Source organism: Phytohabitans aurantiacus (assembly GCF_027923225.1).
GTDB lineage: Bacteria > Actinomycetota > Actinomycetes > Mycobacteriales > Micromonosporaceae > Phytohabitans > Phytohabitans aurantiacus.
Map to the genome: position 1 here is coordinate 15,431 of NZ_BSDI01000015.1, position 18,118 is coordinate 33,548.

Below are 18,118 nucleotides of genomic sequence, written 5' to 3' on the forward strand. Positions count from 1 at the left end.
GGCGTCGTCGTGACGAACGCGCTGCGCATGAAACCAACCATACCGCTCACCGCAAACGGGTAATGGCGACCTCGACGCCCTGTCCGGTGTTCTCCGGACCGGAGTAGACGCCCTTGAGCGGCGGCACGTCGCCGTACTCGCGGCCACGCCCCACCACGACGTGCTGCTCGCCGACCGGTATGCCGTTGGTGGCGTCGAAGGCCATCCACCGCCCGGCCCACCACTCGGGCCAGGCGTGGCTCTGCCCGACCACGGTCTCGCCGACAGCCGCGCTCGACGACGGGTGCAGGTACCCGGACACGTACCGCGCCGGCATGCCGACCGCACGCAACAGCCCGACGACGAGGTGGCTGATGTCCTGGCAGACGCCCTTGCGCTGCCGCCAGGCGTGTACCGCGTCGGTCTGCACCCCGGTCGCGCCGGGCTGGTACTCGACCTCGGCGCGCACGCGCTCGCTGACCGCCATCGCGAACGCCTGCGGGGTGGCGTGGGCGCTCTTGATCGACTCAGCCAGCTCGGTCAGCTCCTCGTCGAGCGCCGTACGCGGCGTGGGCAGCAGCAGCTCGTGCCAGCGGTCGACGCTTTCCGGCGCCGCCAGGTCGGCCCAGCTCGCACCGTCACCGGTCAGCCGATCGCCCGCCGGCAGCGTCTCGACCGTGGCGGTCGCGGTGACCTGCAGCGCCTCGTGTGCGGCGTGTACGTCGAACGCGGTGACCGCCGTGCCCCAGTAGTCCTCGTACTTGTAGGTGCGGGCCGGCGGCCACACCTCCACGCGCGCGTCGAGCACCGCCTGGTGCGGCTCGTTGCGCGGCGACATCCGCGCCTCGTTGTACGACGAGCTGACCTTGCCCGCGTACGTGAACCCGGTCTTGTGCTGCACCCGCAGCCGCCAACTCTGAACCATCAAGCCACCGCCTCCGATACCCACATGACGGCTGACGTCTGGCGGAAGTAGCGCCGCGACACCGCGTCGTTGACCTGCGAACACGTGCGCTCCAGCCCGTCGAGCACCGCGGCAAGGTCGGCGATCAGCTCGTCGGCGCCGCGAAACTCCAGGTTGGTGCGGGACCGGCCGACGATCCGCTGCGCGTCGGTGGCGACGCCGGCGCGACCCTGGTCGGGTTCGAGCTCGGCCAGGCACGACTCGGCGGCCGACAGCGCGGCGAAGACCGAGCGCGGAAAGAGCCGGTCGAGGAGCAGGAACTCGGCGGCGTGACGGTCGTCGAGGGAGCCCCGATAGGTGCGCAGGTACGTCTCCCAGGCGCCGCACGAGCGCAGCAGCGTCAGCCAGGACGGGATGCTGCCACCGGCCCGCACGTGCGTCGACAGCAGCCGCGCGGTCATGTCGACTCGCTCGATGCTGCGTCCCAGTACCAGGAAGAGCCAGCCCTCGTCGCGGCTCATGGTGGCGTCGGTGAGCCCGGCCATCACCGCGCACCGCTCCCGCACCCAGCGGAAGAACGCGTGGACGCCCTGCTGCTCGACCCGACGCCGCGCGTCTGGCAGCCCGTGCCACGTGGCGTTCAGCGTCTCCCACATCTCCGACGAGACGGTTTCGCGCGCGCCGCGGGCGTTTTCCCGGGCGGCGGCCAGCGCACCGACGACCGAGCTGGGGTTGCTCTCGTCGAGCCCCAACAGCCCGACCACGCGCGCCGCCGAGAACGGCCGCTCCACATTGGACACGCCCATGACGCCGAGCAGCGACCGGCACGCGGTCTCCTCGTCGACCCACGGGTCGGCGAGCATCCGGTGCAGGTGCACGTCGAGGATGCGGGCGGTGTCTTCGGCACGCTCGACATAGCGGCCGATCCAGTACAGGGACTCGGCGATGCGGCTCAGCACGGCGTACTCCTCGCGGCCTGTTGCTGTTGCTGCTGCTGGGCGGAGACGGGGCCGAGGTCGGGACCGGGATCGGGCCCCTGCGAGGCGGGCGCGACGGTGACCGGCGGATCGAGCGCCTCTTCGAGCACCGCCGGGTCGGTCAGGCCGTCGGTCAGTACCCAGGTGTCCTTGGAGCCGCCGCCCTGGCTGGAGTTGACGACGAGCGCGCCCTCGGGGAGGGCGACGCGGGTGAGCCCGCCGGGCAGTACCCACACCTTTTCGCCGTCGTTGACCGCGAACGGCCGCAGGTCGACGTGCCGCGCCCGCAGCCGGTTGCCGACGAGGGTGGGCACCATCGACAGGGCCACCTCGCGCTGGGCGATCCAGCCACGCGGATCCTTCTCCACCCGCTCGCGCAGCCTCGCCAGCTCCTGGTCGGTGGCCTGCGAGCCGATGACGATGCCGGCACCGCCCGAGCCGTCGACCGGCTTGATCACGAGCTCGTCGAGGCGGTCGAGCACGTGGGCCAGCACGTCCGCGTCGTCGTCGAGGCGGTACGTCTCGACGTTGGGCAGGATCGGCTCCTCGTCGAGGTAGTACCGGATCAGGTCGGGAACGTAGGTGTAGAGCAACTTGTCGTCGGCGACCCCGTTACCGACCGCGTTGGCGATCGTGACCCGGCCGGCGCGGGCGGCGTTGAGCAGGCCCGCGCAGCCGACCACCGAGTCGGCCCGGAAGTGCACCGGATCGAGGAACTCGTCGTCGATCCGGCGGTAGATGACGTCGACCCGCTGCTCGCCGGCCGTGGTGCGCATGGCGACCTCGTTGCCCACGCAGATCAGGTCGCGCCCCTCCACCAGCTCCACGCCCATCTCGCGAGCCAGCAGGGCGTGCTCGAAGTAGGCGGAGTTGAAGACGCCGGGCGTGAGGACCACGACGGTGGGCTCGCTCACGCCCACCGGCGCGGCGGCGCGCAGCGCGCGCAGGAGCTGCGCCGGGTACGAGTCGACGGGCTGGACGCGGGTGGACGCGAACACCTCGGGCAGGACGTGTGCCATCGCCCGCCGGTTCTCCATCACGTAGCTGACGCCGGAGGGCACCCGGACGTTGTCTTCCAGCACCCGGAATGTGCCCTGCTCGTCGCGGATCAGGTCGACGCCCGCCACGTGGATGCGTACCCCGTTGTGCGGCGTGATGCCCGCGGCCTCACGGTGGAAGTGCGCGCTGGTGACCACGACCTTCCGGGGCACCACCCCGTCGGCGAGCACCTGTGCGGCGCCGTACACGTCGGCGAGGAACGCTTCCAGCGCGCGGATGCGCTGCCCCACCCCGGCCTCGACGGTGCGCCACTCGTCGGCGGCGATGATCCGGGGCACGATGTCGAGCGGAAAGGGGCGCTCGACGCCCTTCAGCGCGAACGTGATGCCCTGATCGAGGAAGGCCCGCGCCAGCACGTCGGCCCGGACACCCAGCTCGGCGCTGGACAGCGGCTGAAGGGTGGCGTGCAGCGCCTCGTACGACGCGCGCGGCATGCTGGCCTCGCCGAACATCTCGTCCCAGCCTGGGCCGAGGCGATAGTCCTCGAAAAGATCCGCCATGGCAGCACGCTACGCCGATCTCGTTGCGCGTGCGTAACACGAGTTACCTGGTGGAACGAGTTACATGATGGACCGCCGGCACGGGACCTGCCGGCGGTCCATGAGCGCTTCGGGAGACCAGGAACGGGGGACCCGGCCTCAACGCGCTCATCTGCAACGGTACGCCCCCGGCGGGCGGTGGCGGCGCAAGACGCTTACTGAGATCTGGCTGAGCGGGAATTCCCAGCTTGACAGCGGTTCGGGAAACTATTCTGACCGCGGGTGGAGGGAGGTCCGGCGTGCTCGAGCTGCTGAGCGGCGTCGCCTCGCCCGCTGCCGCGTATGTGCTGCTCCTGGCCCTGCTGTGGGTCGACGCGTTCGTGCCGATCGTGCCGACCCAGGCGTTGATGATCACGGGCGGGGCGCTGACGGTGTACGGGGGGCTCAATCTGCCCCTGATCGTGGCGGTCGGCGCGGTCGGCGTGTTCTGCGGCGATCTGGCGTGTTATCTCCTTGGCCGGCTGACTCGCCAGTCGCAGTCGTCCGGCACCTTCATGGGGGCGAGCCGGGTGCGCGCGGCGGCTGAGCGGTTCACCCGAGGGCTCCGCCGGCCGGGTCCGGTAACGATCTTTTTGTGCCGGTTTGTGCCCGGTGGGCGCATGGCGGCGTGCTTCCACGCCGGCCGCACGCGGTACCCGTACCGGCTGTTCCTGCCGTACGAGGGCGCCGCCGCACTCGCGTGGGCCACGTACGGCGGCTTGGTGGGGCACCTGGGCGGCGCGGCCCTGACCGCGTCTGCCTGGCGCCTCTTCGCCGTCGCCGCCTCAGCCGCCGCCATCTTCGCGGCGGCGGGCTGGGCGCTAGCCCTCACCGGCCATTCGCACTGGCGTCCGGGCCCGCGGCCTGGAGAGGGGCAGAGCGAGCACGACGGCGCGGGGCCACTGCCCGAAGGGCGGTTCACTCCAGGCCGTGAAGCATCAGCTGGCGCGCCGCCTCAGCGATCGAGCCGGACAGCGACGGGTAGATCGTGATGGTGTGGGCCAGCTGGTCCACGGTCATGTGATTCTCCACCGCCATCGTGATCGGCAGGATCAGCTCGCTCGCCTTGGGCGCCACCACCACACCACCGATGACGGTGCCCATGGCGGGCCGGCAGAAGAGCTTGACGAACCCGTCCGTCAGCCCGGCCATCTTCGCCCGCGCGTTGCCCGACAGCGGCAGCATCACCTGCCGGGCCGGCACCTTGCCCGAGTCGACCTCGTTCTGCGAGACGCCGACGGTGGCCAGCTCCGGGTCGGTGAAGACGTTCGCGGAGACGGTGCGCAGGCGCAGCGGCTGGACCGCCTCGCCGAGCGCGTGCCACATCGCGATCCGGCCCTGCATCGCCGCGACGCTCGCGAGCGGCAGCACCCCGGTGCAGTCGCCCGCCGCGTAGATGCCGGGCACGTTGGTACGCGAGACGCGGTCGACGGTCAGGTAACCGCCCCTGGCGACGTTGACGCCGTACTGCTCCAGGCCCAGGTCAGCGGTGTTGGGCACCGAGCCGACCGCCATGAGCGCGTGGCTGCCCACCACCGTCGCGCCGTCGGCCAGCTCGACGAGCACCCCGTCGGCCGTACGGCGAACCGCCTCCGCCCGGGAGTTGCCCAGGATCGTCATGCCACGAGCCCGGAACACCTCTTCGATCGCCATGGCGGCGTCGGGGTCCTCGTGCGGCATGACCCGGTCGCGGCTGGACACCAGCGTGACCTTGACACCCATGGCCAGATAGGCGCTGGCGAACTCGGCACCGGTCACGCCCGAGCCGATCACGATCAGGTGATCAGGCAGTTCGGGCAGGTCATAGACCTGTCGCCAGGTCAGGATGCGCTCCCCGTCCGGCACCGCGCTGGACAGTACGCGCGGGGTCGCGCCGGTGGCGATCAGCACGGTCGAGGCGTCGACCGAATACTCTCCGTTGCCACCATCGGACGACACGATCACACGGTGTGTGTGACCGAGCGTGTCTTCGCCGAGCCGCGCCCGACCGTGGACAAATGTCACACCCGCCTTGATCAGCTTCGCCTGGATGTCGCTGGACTGTGCCAGCGCGAGCCGCTTGACCCGCTCGTACACGGCGCTCGCGTCGACCGTGACGGCCTCCAGCCCATCCGAGTGCACGCCGAACTCCTCCGTGTCCCGGTAGCCGGTCACCACGTCTGAGCTGGCAATAAAGGTCTTCGATGGCACGCAGTCCGAGAGCACGCAGGCACCCCCGGCACCATCGGCCTCGACCACCGTCACGTCGGCGTCGAGCTGGGCGGCCACAAGTGCGGCCTCGTACCCAGCCGGACCCCCGCCGATGATCACGATGCGGCTCATTTTCCCCCCAGAAGGACTCGACACGCTCCGTCGTATTCTCCCCCACCGGTCTGCCGGGCTATCGTCATCGCCGTGCGTCATTACGCCGCGTACGGCTCTAACCTCGATCCCGCTCGGATGCGTGCTTACTGTCCGCATTCGCCCATGGTGGGCACTGGCTGGCTGGAAGGCTGGCGGCTCACCTTCGCAGGCGAGGGGGTGCTCGGATGGGAAGGGTCGGTCACGACGATCGTGGAGTCACCAGGTGACCGCGTCTTCGTGTCGATCTACGACGTCCACCCCTGGGACGCCTCCCAACTCGACGAGGTCGAGGGCGTGGTGTCGGGCACCTACCGCAAGCTGACCGTGCGCGTGGTCACCCTCGATGGCGAGATGACCGCCTGGGTGTACGTCTTCGACGGGTACGAGGGCGGCATGCCGACCGCCTGGTACCTGTCTGAGATCGCCAACGCGGCGGAAAAGGCGGGCGCCCCGGACGACTACGTGGCGGGACTCCGGTCGCGCCCCACCCGCACCGCCTCGCCGTAGCCGGCAGCGGTCACCGTCCGCTCGTACATCTCCACTTCGAAGGCCGGGCTCATGCCCATCGCCGTGTACAGGTTGGCCGCGCGCGTGGGGTTGGTCAGGTCGACGCCCAGCGCGGCCGTGTCACGCCCCTTCGCCGCGTACGTGGCGAACGCCCGGGCCAGCAGCGCCGCCCCGAGCCCCCGGCGGCGGTGCTCGCCCAGCACCGCGAGGTACTTCACCCAGCCCTCGTTCTGATCCAGTGCCTGGTCGGCGGATTGCAGGATGCCGGCCGGTACGCCGTCGACCGAGGCGACGAACCACTCGTCCCACGTCACGCTCGGCAGGGCGGCGACCATCTCGCGCCACTGCTCGTAGCTGAGCGGTGCGTAGTCCGGCGTGTCGCGGAAGGCCGTGTCGAGGATGCGGTGGAAGTCGCGCATGTCCGCGTCGTCTTCGGGGCGCAGCAGGCGGACGGTCACCCCGTCGGGCAGGGCCGGCTCGGGCGACAGGTCGGTCAGCTTCCGGCGCATCCGGGCGTACCGCTTGACGAACTCGAAGCCGGCCTCGCGCAGGGCCGCGAGCCAGCTCTCCTCGTTGGGTACGCCCCCGGCGCGGACCGTGACCTCCGGGTGGCCGAACGCGGCGGCCCGTTCCGCGACCCGGGCGAGGACCAGCGCGAGCAGTGGGCGCAGCGCCGGCAGGCCGTGCTCGGGGTGCACGTACACCTCGATGAACTCGCGGTCTCCGGCGTTCGGGTTCTCCAGGTACGTCCAGCCGGCCACCGTGCCGCCGGGGCTCACCGCCAGCCATGAGTCGGCGGACGGGTCGATGTGTGGCGAGGTCAGCGCCTCGCGGATGTCGTCAGCCGTGAAGTCGGGGTGCCCTACCGCCGCGATGTCGCAGGCGTGCACCATGGCAAGGATCGCCGGCAGGTCGTCATCGAGCACCGGGCGTCGGGTCGTCCATCCGCTGGGAAGGTCCACCCTCGCATTCAAGCGGCCGGCGGCTTGCCCCGCTCGCCATTTACCGGGCCCGGCCCGCCCATCGCACGGCGGGCGGCCGCTCCGAGGTCGTCGGTGTTGCCCTCCCTGGGGCCGGCGCCCGTGCGGGACTGCACCATGTGCAGGGCGCTGTCGAGCAGGCCGACGAGCTCGACCCGCTCGGACGACTCCAGTACCGCGAACGCGCTGGAGCTGATCCGGTCGGTGACCGCCTCGGCCCACATGCGGCGGCGCACCAGTGGCCCGATCGGCGGGTACGGCGGCTGCCAGCCGAACGCCACCGCGCCCGCCTCGCCATCCGGCCCGGCGATGATCGCCTCCAGCGGCGTCAGCCCGCTCGCCCGTACGGCCAGCAGGTGACCGCCGCCCCGGTACTCCCGGAGCAGGTGGAGCAGCACGGCGGCGCGGGCCGCGGGCGCGTCGTCGGGCACCGGCATCGCCCGCCACGCGGCGAACAGTGGCATGCCGGCCGGGTCAGCCGAGATCACCAGCCGCTGGACCAGCTCGGTCAGCCTGTCGAGCCGCGGGAAGTCGCCGAGGTTGTCGACGCCCCACCGGCAGCACTCCGCCAGCCGGGCGGCGGCCACGTCCATGGGCGGCACGACGCGGCGCGCGGCCTCCCAGCCGTCGACCACCGCCTCCGGCGCGATGAAGCCCAGCGCCGCCGCCACGGTGTCGGTGCGCACGTCACCGAGGGCGCCGCCCCGGCCAGCCACGTAGAACGCCCAGCCGGACAGCCCCATGAGGCGGGCGCGGCGCAGCGTACGCGGATCTTCGCTGAACGCCCCACCCAGCTCCAGCACGCCGGGCTTCGCGGCGGTGGCGGCTTGTTCGGGGGTCACGCGCCAGATTGTGCCCTTCCCGCGCCCTTCTGGTCGAGCGCTTCCAGCGCGCCTTCCACCTCTCCGGTACGGCGCCGAGCCGTGGCCACGGCCCTTTCGGCTGACTTCCGCGCCAGCTTGTGCTGGCTCATCTCCTGCTCGGCGACCGCCCGGCGCCGTTCCAGGTCGGCCAGCGCGTCCTCGATCTCGGCCAGCGCCTCGGCGCCGCGCCGCTCGTCGTCGACCGCGCGGACCAGGTCTTTCTCCACCCGCGCCGCTTCGGTACGCGCCGCCTCCAGCTCCTTCACGAGGGCGCCCCGGCGGTCCTCCTCGGCCTGCTCGGGTGCCCGTTCGGCGGGTGGCGCTTCGTCGTCGGTGACAAGCCGCAGGCGTGGCCTCGGCACCTCGCCGAACCCCGCGTAGACGGCCGCGCGGACCAGCCGGCCGGAGCGCACCTGGGCGGCGATGTGCTCATCGGACAGGGCGGCGTTCAGAGTGTTCTCCACGTCGGCGAGCGGCAGCTTGGCCCGGGCTAGCAGCGGGTCTTCCGCCACCGCGAGGGCCCTCGCCGCCGCGACCAGCGCCGCGACCGCCTGCCGCCGCTGCTTGGAGAGGTCGCGTAGCTCGGCACCGCGCAGGTTGCGCTGGGCCGCACGCAGCGCCGCCGACAGGTCGGCGAGCTCGTCGACCAGCTCGGGCCGCCGGTGCGCGAGCAGGTTGACCAGCCACGCCGCCACGGTGGGCTTGCGCAGCTTGGCGATCTGCCGGGCGGCGTCGAGATCGCCGGTGGCGCGCGCCTCCGCGACCGCCTCGTCGCGGGCGGCCACGAAGCGTTCCGGCGGTTCCGTGTACAGCTGGGTCGCGACGTCCTGCCGCATCGTGACCTCCTCGTCCCCGAACCGTGACGCTACCGGGGCCAGTCCCCCGGAACCGGTAACCGGGCGGCCCCGTCCGAGAAACCATGCGAATCAGATGGTGGCTCGGCGCGACGAGTGTCGCGATAGCTGTGTTGATGGGCGGTTGCGGCAGCGGCGACGACGGAGGAAGCGCTACCGATAGCGCCGCGGGTAGTGCCGCGAACGAGCAGGCCGCGAAGCAGGGGGCCGCGGAGGCGCCGCAGGGTGCCGCCCCCGACGCGAACAAGGCCGAAGGCGGTCAGGCCGGCGCGCCCGTGGAGTTCCGGAAGGACGACCGGGCGATCATCTACACGGGTTCGATCTCGGTACGCGTCGACGACGTGGAGCGGGCCGCGACCCGGGCCACCTCGATCGCCACCGGGGCCGGCGGTTTCGTCGGCGGTGACAAGCGCAGCAGCGGCGGCTCGTACACCGAGGCCACGATCACGCTCCGGATACCGGCCGGCAAGTTCGCCGGCGTGGTCGACGAGCTGGCCGGGCTCGGCAAGCAGGAACGCCGCGACATCAACACCGAAGACGTGACCGAGGAGGCGCTCGACCTCGACGCCCGGATCGCCACCCAGCGGGCCAGGGTCGACAGCGGCCGGCGGCTGCTCGCACAGGCCAAGACGCTGGCCGACCTGGTGATGCTGGAGAGCGAGCTGGCCAAGCGCGAGGCCGACCTGGCGTCGCTGGAGGCGAAGAAGCGCCGGCTCGACGACCTCACCGCGCTCTCGACGATCACGGTGGAGCTGCTGGGGCCGGGCGCGACGCTGCCCGAGGAGGACGATGACGCGACCGGGTTCCTGGCCGGCCTCAAGGGCGGCTGGAAGGCTCTCGCCGCGACCTTCGGGGTGCTGGTGACGGTGCTGGGCGCCCTGCTCCCATGGCTGGTCGCGCTGGGCGTTCCGGCCCTGGGCGGCGTGTGGCTGTACCGCCGACTCCGCCGCCCGCGGCCGTCTACGTGATCGTGAACTACAGCGAGACCGTGGACAGGGCGGCCAGCGCGGTGTGGACCATCACCCGGACGCCGTACCCGATGGCCCGCTCGTCCACGTCGAAGCCGGACTGGTGGATGTCGAGCTTGACCCCCGAGCCTGGCGTGCTCGTGCCCAGCCGGATCATCGCACCCGGCACCTGCTCCAGGTAGAACGCGAAGTCTTCGCCACCCATGCTGATCTCGGCCTCGACCACCCGGTCGGGGCCGAGCGCGGCACCGGCCGCACCCGCGATGATCGCTGAGGCCATCCGGTCGTTGATCACCGGCGGCACGCCGCGCGTGTAGATCACCTCGGCGCTGGCCCCGGTGCCCGCCACCACGTCCTGCACGAGCTTGGTGATCAGCTCGGGCGCCTCGCGCCACGCCTCACGGTTGAGCACCCGCACGGTGCCCTTGATGCTGCCCTCGCCCGGGATCGCGTTGTACGCCTCACCCGCGTGCACCCGCCCCCAGACCATCGACACGCCAGCCCGCGGGTCGACACGCCGGTCGAGCAGCGACGGCACGTCGACGATCACGCGGCCGAGCGCGTGGATCAGGTCGGCGGTCAGGTGTGGCCGGGCAGTGTGCCCGCCCGGGCCGGTCAGCTTCACCTCGACGGTGTCGGCCGCCGCGGTGAACGGGCCGGAACGCACGCCCACCAGGCCGGCGGGCAGCTGCGGCGCGCAGTGCAGGGCGTAGATGCCGGCGACGTCCTTCAGGCCGCCCGCGTCGATCACGTCGGGCGCGCCGGACGGGATGCACTCCTCGGCCGGCTGGAAGATCAGCCGGACTCGTCCGGGCAGTTCGTCGCGCTCGGCGAGCTGGGCCAGCGCGAGGCCGACCCCGAGCAGGATGGTCGTGTGCACGTCGTGCCCGCAGGCGTGCGCCACGCCTTCCACAGTGGATCGGTACGGGACGTCCTTGCCGTCCGGCAACGGAAGCGCGTCGAGGTCCGCCCGGAGGGCGATCACCCGGTCGCCGTGGCCAATATCACAGATCACTCCGTTCCCCTTGGGTAGGAAACGGGGGCTCAGGCCGGCGACCGCCAGCTCGCGAGCGACCAGCGCGGCAGTCTCGAACTCCTGGCCCGAAAGCTCCGGATGGGCGTGAATGTGACGGCGTACAGCTACCAGCTCCGCGCCCCGGGAGGCGAGCCAACGGTCCAGCTGACCTGGCAAAGGGTCTGCCCCGGGTGGTGTCTCGGGCCAGGACGATGCCAGTGGGCTGCCGCTCTCGGGCAGCGTCAACGCAGTCGTCACGTCTGATTCTCGATCACTGTGAATGGGATAGGACTTGGACAGCCTAGACCGAAAACGGTGACGCTGCGCAACATCGTTCTGGTAGTGGTCTGAGCGCGCTGCGTCACGAATGCCCTGGTAGGAGCGCTCCGCAAGCCTGGGAACACTGTTAGCGTCGTTATCGAACGCTGACATGTGTCCCACACCTCCTACAACGAGTAACCGTCACGTCGGTCACGAGCGACACGTGAAACGCGACAAATTGCCCTCGGGGAGATCCCGGCGGCCTGATCTTCCAGCCTGGCACGCGGGTGATCGCAGCGCCGGACACTCCGTCCGTCAGGTCTAGCCCAATACCCCGTTACGCCCTTTAGAAGCGATCTGTCGGACGGTAGACACCCCAGATTTCCCGGAGCGCACCGCTGACCTCTCCCACCGTGGCACGGGCACGCAACGCCTCCTTCATCGGATAGAGGACGTTGCCGGTACCCGACGCCGTCTCTCGAAGATCGTCGAGCGCGCGCTCGACGGCGCCGGCGTCGCGCGCGGCCCGCAGCTCCGCCAGGCGCGCCGCCTGCGCCTTCTCGATCGTCGGGTCGACACGCAGCGGCTCGTAGGGCTCCTCCTCGGACATGGCGAAGCGGTTGACGCCGACCACCACCCGCTCGCCCGAGTCGATCTCCTGGGCGACCCGGTACGCGGACGCCTCGATCTCCCGCTTCTGGAAGCCGGCCTCGATCGCGTCGACCGACGATCCGTGCCCGAAGACCCGTTCCATCAGCGCGACCGCCCCCTCCTCGATCTCGCTGGTCATCGCCTCGACCACATAGGAACCCGCGAACGGATCCACGGTGGAGGTCAAGTCGGTCTCGTAGGCCAGCACCTGTTGCGTACGCAGCGCCAGCCGAGCCGCCTTCTCGGTGGGCAGCGCGATCGCCTCGTCGTAGCTGTTCGTGTGCAGCGATTGAGTACCACCCAGAACGGCACCCAAACCCTGCACGGCGACCCGGATCAGGTTGACCTCGGGCTGCTGGGCGGTCAGCTGCACGCCAGCGGTCTGGGTGTGGAAGCGCAACATCCACGACTTCGGGTCCTGCGCGCCGAACTCGTCCCGCATGAGGCGGGCCCAGATGCGCCGCGCGGCGCGGAACTTGGCGACCTCTTCGAGCAGCGTCGTGCGGGCCACGAAGAAGAACGACAGGCGGGGCGCGAAGTCGTCGACGGCCAGCCCGGCGGCCAGCGCCGCGCGCACGTACTCGACACCGTTGGCCAGCGTGAACGCCACTTCCTGCACGGGCGTCGCACCGGCCTCGGCCATGTGGTAGCCGGAGATCGAAATGGTGTTCCACTTCGGAGTCTCCTTGCGGCAGTACGCGAACGTGTCGGCGACCAGCCGCAGCGAGGGCTTGGGCGGGTAGATGTACGTGCCGCGGGCGATGTACTCCTTGAGGATGTCGTTCTGGATCGTGCCGTTGAGCGCGCTGCCCGGCACCCCGGACTCCTCCGCCACGAGCTGGTAGAGCAGCAGCAGCACGGATGCCGGCGCGTTGATCGTCATCGAGGTCGACACCCGGTCGAGCGGGATGCCGTCGAAGAGCAGCCGCATGTCGTCGACCGAGTCGATCGCGACGCCGACCTTGCCCACCTCGCCGTGCGCTACCGGGTCATCGGAGTCGTACCCCATCTGCGTGGGCAGGTCGAACGCTACGGACAGGCCCATCGTGCCGGCGGCCAGCAGTTGGTGATAGCGAGCGTTGGACTCGGCGGCGGTGCCGAAGCCGGCGTACTGGCGCATCGTCCAGGGCCGCGACGTGTACATCGTCGGGTAGACGCCGCGGGTGTACGGGTACGTGCCGGGAGCGCCGAGCCGCGACTCGAGGTCGTCCGGAACATCCGCCGCGTCATAGACCGGCTTGATCGGGAAGCCCGACTCGCTTAACCGCCGTTCACTCATAGCGGGATCGTATGGCTACGGAGGGCGGGACAGGGTGAGGGATACCACACAATTCCCGCACGCACTGCGCATAGCCCAGCACGAGGGGTCATGTTCTCGCGTCTGGCTTTTCTCTGAGGCGAGCACCCCGCAAGATAGGGGGGTTGGATTCCCAGCCCCTCGATCCCCCCTCGGTGGCATTACCAGTGACTCAGATTCCGACGTGGAGTGGCGGACAAGTCAGCCCCACCAACGGACGCGCGGCACCAGGCACCACCATTGGCGGACGGTACACATTGCGTGCGGCCGTGGGACACGGCGGCATGGGCACGGTCTGGCGCGCCGCTGACACGCTGCTCCGCCGCGACGTGGCCGTCAAAGAGGTCGTCCTGCCGCCCGGCCTGGCGCCGAGCGACCGCGACGCGATGTACGAGCGCACCCTCCGCGAGGCGCGTGCCGCGGCCGCCCTGCAACACCCGGCGGTCGTGCAGGTCTACGACGTGGTCCACGAGGGCGGCCGCCCCTGGATCGTCATGGAACTGCTCGACGCGCGCAGCCTCGCCGACATGATCATTGAGGACGGTCCGGTACCGCTGCGGGCCGTCGCGAAGATCGGCATCGCCCTGCTCGGCGCGCTGGAGGTGGCACACGCGATCGGCGTGCTGCACCGCGACGTCAAGCCCGCCAACGTGCTGATCTGCTCCGACGGCCGCTGCGTGCTCACCGACTTCGGCGTGGCTCGCATGCAGACCGAGGTGCAGCTCACCACGCCCGGCATGGTGCTCGGCTCGCCCCACTTCATCTCCCCGGAGCGGGCCATGGGGCAAGACTTCGGCCCGCCCAGTGACCTGTTCTCGCTCGGTGTGACGCTCTACACCGCTGTGGAGGGGCGGCCGCCGTTCGACAAGGGTGACCCGATCGAGACCATGCACGCCGTGGTCGAAGACCCGCCGGCACCGCCGACCCGGGCCGGTGCGCTCACTCAGGTGCTCATGGGCCTGCTGGAAAAGGATCCGGCCCGGCGGTACGACGTCACGATGGCCCGCACGATGCTCCGCGAGCTGCTCGCCGGCCCGCTGGCCAGCAAGGCGACCGGGCACATGATGACGGACCCGTACGCCGTCGTGCCCGCACAGCGCAGCACCTGGCAGCCGCCGGCACCGGCGCCCGCCCCCACGCCCGCGCCACCGGCTGGCGGCCAGATCGGCGGCCGGGCGATGCTCCAGCCGGGCGAGTCGCTCACCGACCGGCTCAAGGAACTGGGCAAGAAGCCGAAGCCCGCACCGGTCGAGCTGCCGCCGACGGGGGCGTATCCCGCACCCGCTGACCGCACCGTCCCCATCCATGCCGCCCCGGTGCCCAACGACATGCCCACCGGCGTGCACCCCTCGCCGCAGTGGGCCCAGCCCCAGCGGGCCGCCAAGCCCGCCGCCCTCGACACGGCCAAGCGCATCGGCGCCGACCTGATGACCACCGTCCAGCGATGGCCGCGCAAGGTGCAGATCGGCGCGGCGGCCGGGCTCGCGGCGGTCGTGCTGCTCGGCGTCATCGTGCTCGCGAGCGGCGGCGACGAGGTCAGGAACAATCCCGCCCAGGTCGGCTCGACCGAGCAGGCGGCGCCGGCCTTCCCCACCCAGACCCACTCCGAGCGCGGCGTCACCGTCAACGTGCCAGACGGCTGGAAGAAGAGCAGCGCCAATCTCTACATCGACTACACGGACCCCGACGACAGCGGTCGCCGGGTGCGCATCCTGGTCGAAGACGCCAACTCCAACCCGGCGCCCACGCGCTTCATGGAGATCGCCGGAAACGGGCTGAAGAAGAACACCAAGACGTGTGTCCGGCCGTACAAGCAGGTGGGGCTGACCGAGGTCGAGGTCGGTGGCAAGCCGGCCGGCGAGCTCGAATACACCTGCGGCTCCGGCAACACCATGCGGCACGGCGTGTGGCGGGCGATCGTCCAGAACGGCAAGGCGTATTCGTTCTACCTGACCGCGACCGAGAGCAGGTTCGACGAGAGCAAGGTCATCTTCGACGAGATGGTGCGAACATTCCAGGTCTCGGCGAGCTGATTTCACCCTCGGCTTGTTTTCGCCCTCGGTCGCCGAACCGCAACGGACACGTGCTATCAAAGCTGGCATGGATGAACTTCGCGAACGCGCGGAGGCTTGGCTCCACGACGACCCTGACCCGGTGACCCGCGAGGAGCTGCGCGGCGTCATCGACAGGCTCCCGGAGACCGCCGCCGACCTCGCTGACCGCTTCGCCGGGCGGTTGGCGTTCGGCACCGCCGGGCTGCGGGGCCCGCTGCGCGCCGGCCCCAACGGCATGAACCTCGCCGTCGTCACGCAGGCAGCGGCCGGCCTGGTCACGTGGCTCAAGGCCCGTGGCGCGGCGGGTCCGCTCGTCATCGGGTACGACGCCAGGCACGGCTCGAAAGCGTTCGCCGAGCAGACCGCACGGGTAGCCACCGGGGCGGGACGGCCCGCGCTGGTGCTGCCCCGGCCGCTGCCCACGCCCGTGCTCGCGTACGCGATCCGCACCCTCGGCGCGGCCGCCGGCGTCATGGTCACCGCGAGCCACAACCCGCCCCAGGACAACGGATACAAGGTCTACCTGGATGATGGTGCCCAGATCGTCCCGCCCGCCGACCGCGAAATCGAAGCCGCCATCCAGGCGGTCGGCCCGCTGTCGGCGGTACCGCTCGGCGAGCCGGGCGAGATCCTGGGCGAGGAGCTGATCACCTCCTATGTGGACGGGGCGGCCGCCGTCGTCGAGCCCGACGGGCCGCGGGAGCTTGCCGTGGCGTACACCCCGCTGCACGGGGTCGGCGCGCCGGTGTTCGCGGCGGCGTTCGCGCGGGCCGGATTCGCCAGGCCCGCGGTGGTGGCGGAGCAGGCCGAGCCCGACCCCGACTTCCCGACCGTGGCGTTTCCCAACCCCGAGGAGCCGGGCGCGGTCGACCGGCTGATCGCGCTCGCCACCGCCAACGGCGCCGACATCGCGATCGCCAACGATCCAGACGCCGACCGGTGCGCGGTGGCCGTGCCTGACCCCGTGCGCGGGTGGCGGATGCTGCGGGGCGACGAGGTCGGCGTGCTGATCGCCGATCACCTCATGCGCAGGGGTGTGCGTGGCCGGTACGCCACCACGATCGTGTCGTCGTCGCTGCTCAAGGCCCTGTGTGAGGCCCGAGGCGTGCCGTACGGCGAGACGCTGACCGGGTTCAAGTGGATCGTGCGGGCCGGCGACGACCTCGCCTACGGGTACGAGGAGGCGCTCGGGTACTGCGTGGCGCCGCGGCACGTGCGCGACAAGGACGGCATCACGGCCGCGCTGCTGGTGGCCGAGCTCGCCGCTGGTCTCAAGGCGGAGCTGCGCACCCTCACCGACCGGCTCGACGAGATCGCGGCCGAGTTCGGCGTGTACGCCACCGACCAGCTCTCCGTGCGGGTCGACGCGCCCCACGAGATCCAGGACATCATGGCCCACCTGCGCGCCAAGACCCCCGACGCGCTCCTGGACGAGCCGATCACCTCGGTCGAAGACCTGCTGCCCGACGCCGACGTGGTGATCCTGCGCACCGGCACGGCTCGGGTGGTGGTGCGGCCATCGGGCACCGAGCCGAAGCTCAAGGCGTACCTGGAGGTCGTCGAGCCTGTCGTGGAGGACGACATCCCCGCTGCCCGGGAACGCGCGGCCGCCTCGGTCCGTGCCCTCCGCACCGAAACCGCCGCCGCGCTGGGCATCTGGTAGCGGTCAGGGGCGGGGGGCGCCCAGCGCCGCGTGGATGGCACGAGCGAGGGTGGCGATCACCAGGGCGACCGACGGACGGATCGTGGACTCCTCGAGGCTCACCTCGCCGCTGAACCCGGCGCTGCCGCCGATCTTCTCGAGCTGGTTGTGCGCCTCACGCACCTCGTCGCCGGTCAGTCCGAGCCTGGGCTCCATGCGCACCGCCGCGACCAGCGTGGCCAGCGCCGCCGTGCGCTCGTCCGGTGGCTCGCCGCCGCCGAGCGCCTTGGTGAGCCGGGCGCGGATGTCGGTCTCGACGCTGCCGTCCACCGTCGGGTACCGGTGCACGTGGATGAAGCCCAGCGCGGTCTCGTCGACGTCCCGGATCACGCCACGGGAGCACAGGTCGGCGAGTACCCGGTCGCGCAGGCCGTGCCGCAGCCGCTGTACCCAGGAGGCGGGCGAGTGCGGCGAGTCTTCGGAGATCCGCCGCAGCACGTCGTCGGCGATCGGCTCGCCGGTCGGCGTGGCGTCGGTGACCACGATCATGCCGTCCGAGTACGCCACCTTGCCGGCGAGCGCCAACTCCACCAGCACAGCGGCGGCCATGCCCAGGTCAAGCCCGATACGCGAGCCGACCGCCTTGCCGGACACGTCGTCGTACGCGAGCAGGAGGAGCTCTTCGGGCAATGCAACGGTGGTCATGGCCTGGAACGGTAATCGGTCTCGGCATCCTGTGCATTAACCTCCCCGGCGTGCAGGCCATTCTCGCCACGCTGGGGTACGTGCTGTCGCCCGATCGGCGCCGATTGCTCATGATCCGTCGGGATACCCGCCCGGACGACGTGCACTTCGGGTATCACAACGGGCTCGGTGGGAAGGTCGAGCCCGACGAAGACGTGGTCAGCGGGATGCGCCGCGAGATCCGGGAAGAGGCCGGCATCGAGTGCGAGGCGCTGGAGCTGGCCGGCACGATCTCGTGGCCGGGGTTCGGGCGCGGTGGCGAGCACTGGTTCGGGTTCCTGTTCCGGGTACCCGAGTGGACCGGTGAGCCGCTGGAGGGCAACGACGAGGGCACGCTGGTGTGGCGGGAGCTCGACGACGTGCTGGCCGGCCGCGTACCCATGTGGGAGAGCGACCGGCACTTCCTGCCCCTTGTCTTCGCCGAGCGCCCGCGCGTGTTCCACGGTGTCATGCCCTTCGCCCAGGGCCGCGCCCTGAGCTGGTCTTACACCGAGCTCTAGAG

Annotated in this window: 16 protein-coding genes; 6 read left to right on the forward strand and 10 right to left on the reverse strand. The window is 71.0% G+C overall.

The features are described 5' to 3' along the window. Positions 1-46: 46 nt before the first annotated feature. Genes QMG73_RS17655 through QMG73_RS17665 form a run of 3 tightly spaced genes read right to left on the reverse strand, consistent with a single transcriptional unit; the run spans position 47 to position 3,419 of the window. A complete protein-coding gene (locus tag QMG73_RS17655) occupies positions 47-904 on the reverse strand; it encodes a transglutaminase family protein (protein ID WP_281896917.1) in 858 nt (285 codons plus the stop codon). Further along, complete coding sequence (locus QMG73_RS17660; protein WP_281896920.1) at positions 904-1,842, reverse strand: alpha-E domain-containing protein; 939 nt, start codon at positions 1,840-1,842, stop codon at positions 904-906. The genes QMG73_RS17655 and QMG73_RS17660 overlap by 1 nt, the downstream gene beginning before the upstream one ends. After that, positions 1,836-3,419, reverse strand: a complete 1,584-nt coding sequence (locus QMG73_RS17665; RefSeq protein WP_281896923.1) for a circularly permuted type 2 ATP-grasp protein — start codon at positions 3,417-3,419, stop codon at positions 1,836-1,838. Before QMG73_RS17665 ends, QMG73_RS17660 begins: the two co-directional genes overlap by 7 nt. 278 nt (positions 3,420-3,697) lie before the next feature. Between QMG73_RS17665 and QMG73_RS17670 the strand changes: the two genes are divergently transcribed. Next, positions 3,698-4,429 carry a DedA family protein gene (locus QMG73_RS17670; protein ID WP_281896924.1) on the forward strand — a complete coding sequence of 244 codons (732 nt, stop codon included), beginning with the start codon at positions 3,698-3,700 and terminating at the stop codon, positions 4,427-4,429. Here QMG73_RS17670 and QMG73_RS17675 read toward each other — a convergent pair. Continuing rightward, entirely contained in the window at positions 4,356-5,759 is a 1,404-nt protein-coding gene (locus QMG73_RS17675) for an NAD(P)H-quinone dehydrogenase (RefSeq protein WP_281896926.1), read from the reverse strand. The two genes, QMG73_RS17670 and QMG73_RS17675, sit on opposite strands and share 74 nt — an antisense overlap. Positions 5,760-5,831: 72 nt before the next feature. Here QMG73_RS17675 and QMG73_RS17680 point away from each other — a divergent pair, with 72 nt between their 5' ends. Beyond that, positions 5,832-6,287, forward strand: a complete 456-nt coding sequence (locus tag QMG73_RS17680) for a gamma-glutamylcyclotransferase (RefSeq protein WP_281896927.1) — start codon at positions 5,832-5,834, stop codon at positions 6,285-6,287. On the opposite strand, the gene QMG73_RS17685 is transcribed toward QMG73_RS17680, so the two are convergent. Genes QMG73_RS17685 through QMG73_RS17695 form a run of 3 tightly spaced genes read right to left on the reverse strand, consistent with a single transcriptional unit; the run spans position 6,239 to position 8,966 of the window. Then, entirely contained in the window at positions 6,239-7,249 is a 1,011-nt protein-coding gene (locus QMG73_RS17685; protein ID WP_281896929.1) for a GNAT family N-acetyltransferase, read from the reverse strand. The two genes, QMG73_RS17680 and QMG73_RS17685, sit on opposite strands and share 49 nt — an antisense overlap. Before the next feature lie 8 nt (positions 7,250-7,257). Further along, on the reverse strand, positions 7,258-8,109 hold the full coding sequence (locus QMG73_RS17690) for an SCO6745 family protein (RefSeq protein WP_281896932.1): 852 nt from the start codon (positions 8,107-8,109) through the stop codon (positions 7,258-7,260). Next, positions 8,106-8,966, reverse strand: a complete 861-nt coding sequence (locus QMG73_RS17695; protein WP_281896933.1) for a coiled-coil domain-containing protein — start codon at positions 8,964-8,966, stop codon at positions 8,106-8,108. The genes QMG73_RS17690 and QMG73_RS17695 overlap by 4 nt, the downstream gene beginning before the upstream one ends. An 83-nt stretch (positions 8,967-9,049) precedes the next feature. On the opposite strand from QMG73_RS17695, the gene QMG73_RS17700 reads away from it, so the two are divergent. After that, the gene (locus QMG73_RS17700) at positions 9,050-9,952 is read left to right on the forward strand and encodes a DUF4349 domain-containing protein (protein WP_281896934.1); all 903 of its coding nucleotides are present in this window, start codon (positions 9,050-9,052) and stop codon (positions 9,950-9,952) included. Between the two features lie 7 nt (positions 9,953-9,959). Here the strand turns inward: QMG73_RS17700 and QMG73_RS17705 are convergent, their stop codons facing one another. Together QMG73_RS17705 and QMG73_RS17710 are read right to left on the reverse strand one after the other, a co-directional pair. Beyond that, the gene (locus QMG73_RS17705) at positions 9,960-11,225 is read right to left on the reverse strand and encodes an amidohydrolase (protein ID WP_281896935.1); all 1,266 of its coding nucleotides are present in this window, start codon (positions 11,223-11,225) and stop codon (positions 9,960-9,962) included. A 349-nt stretch (positions 11,226-11,574) separates the two neighbouring features. Next, the gene (locus tag QMG73_RS17710) at positions 11,575-13,158 is read right to left on the reverse strand and encodes an acyl-CoA mutase large subunit family protein (RefSeq protein ID WP_281896936.1); all 1,584 of its coding nucleotides are present in this window, start codon (positions 13,156-13,158) and stop codon (positions 11,575-11,577) included. A gap of 185 nt (positions 13,159-13,343) precedes the next feature. Here QMG73_RS17710 and QMG73_RS17715 point away from each other — a divergent pair, with 185 nt between their 5' ends. Together QMG73_RS17715 and QMG73_RS17720 are read left to right on the forward strand one after the other, a co-directional pair. Then, complete coding sequence (locus QMG73_RS17715; RefSeq protein WP_281896938.1) at positions 13,344-15,209, forward strand: serine/threonine-protein kinase; 1,866 nt, start codon at positions 13,344-13,346, stop codon at positions 15,207-15,209. Between the two features lie 67 nt (positions 15,210-15,276). Next, positions 15,277-16,893 carry a phospho-sugar mutase gene (locus QMG73_RS17720; protein WP_281896939.1) on the forward strand — a complete coding sequence of 539 codons (1,617 nt, stop codon included), beginning with the start codon at positions 15,277-15,279 and terminating at the stop codon, positions 16,891-16,893. Between the two features lie 3 nt (positions 16,894-16,896). Here QMG73_RS17720 and QMG73_RS17725 read toward each other — a convergent pair whose 3' ends face one another. Beyond that, positions 16,897-17,577, reverse strand: coding sequence for a GOLPH3/VPS74 family protein (locus QMG73_RS17725; protein WP_281896941.1), 681 nt, complete (start codon positions 17,575-17,577; stop codon positions 16,897-16,899). A gap of 50 nt (positions 17,578-17,627) precedes the next feature. On the opposite strand from QMG73_RS17725, the gene QMG73_RS17730 reads away from it, so the two are divergent. After that, a complete protein-coding gene (locus QMG73_RS17730) occupies positions 17,628-18,116 on the forward strand; it encodes an NUDIX hydrolase (protein WP_281896942.1) in 489 nt (162 codons plus the stop codon). Positions 18,117-18,118 lie beyond the last annotated feature (2 nt).

Bases quoted from the DNA above. Each gene is read 5' to 3' on its own strand.
- QMG73_RS17675 (WP_281896926.1), bottom strand. From the start codon at position 5,759: ATGAGCCGCATCGTGATCATCGGCGGGGGTCCGGCTGGGTACGAGGCC.
- QMG73_RS17665 (WP_281896923.1), bottom strand. From the start codon at position 3,419: ATGGCGGATCTTTTCGAGGACTATCGCCTCGGCCCAGGCTGGGACGAG.
- QMG73_RS17700 (WP_281896934.1), top strand. From the start codon at position 9,050: ATGCGAATCAGATGGTGGCTCGGCGCGACGAGTGTCGCGATAGCTGTG.
- QMG73_RS17720 (WP_281896939.1), top strand. From the start codon at position 15,277: ATGGATGAACTTCGCGAACGCGCGGAGGCTTGGCTCCACGACGACCCT.
- QMG73_RS17655 (WP_281896917.1), bottom strand. From the start codon at position 904: ATGGTTCAGAGTTGGCGGCTGCGGGTGCAGCACAAGACCGGGTTCACG.
- QMG73_RS17710 (WP_281896936.1), bottom strand. From the start codon at position 13,158: ATGAGTGAACGGCGGTTAAGCGAGTCGGGCTTCCCGATCAAGCCGGTC.
- QMG73_RS17725 (WP_281896941.1), bottom strand. From the start codon at position 17,577: ATGACCACCGTTGCATTGCCCGAAGAGCTCCTCCTGCTCGCGTACGAC.
- QMG73_RS17695 (WP_281896933.1), bottom strand. From the start codon at position 8,966: ATGCGGCAGGACGTCGCGACCCAGCTGTACACGGAACCGCCGGAACGC.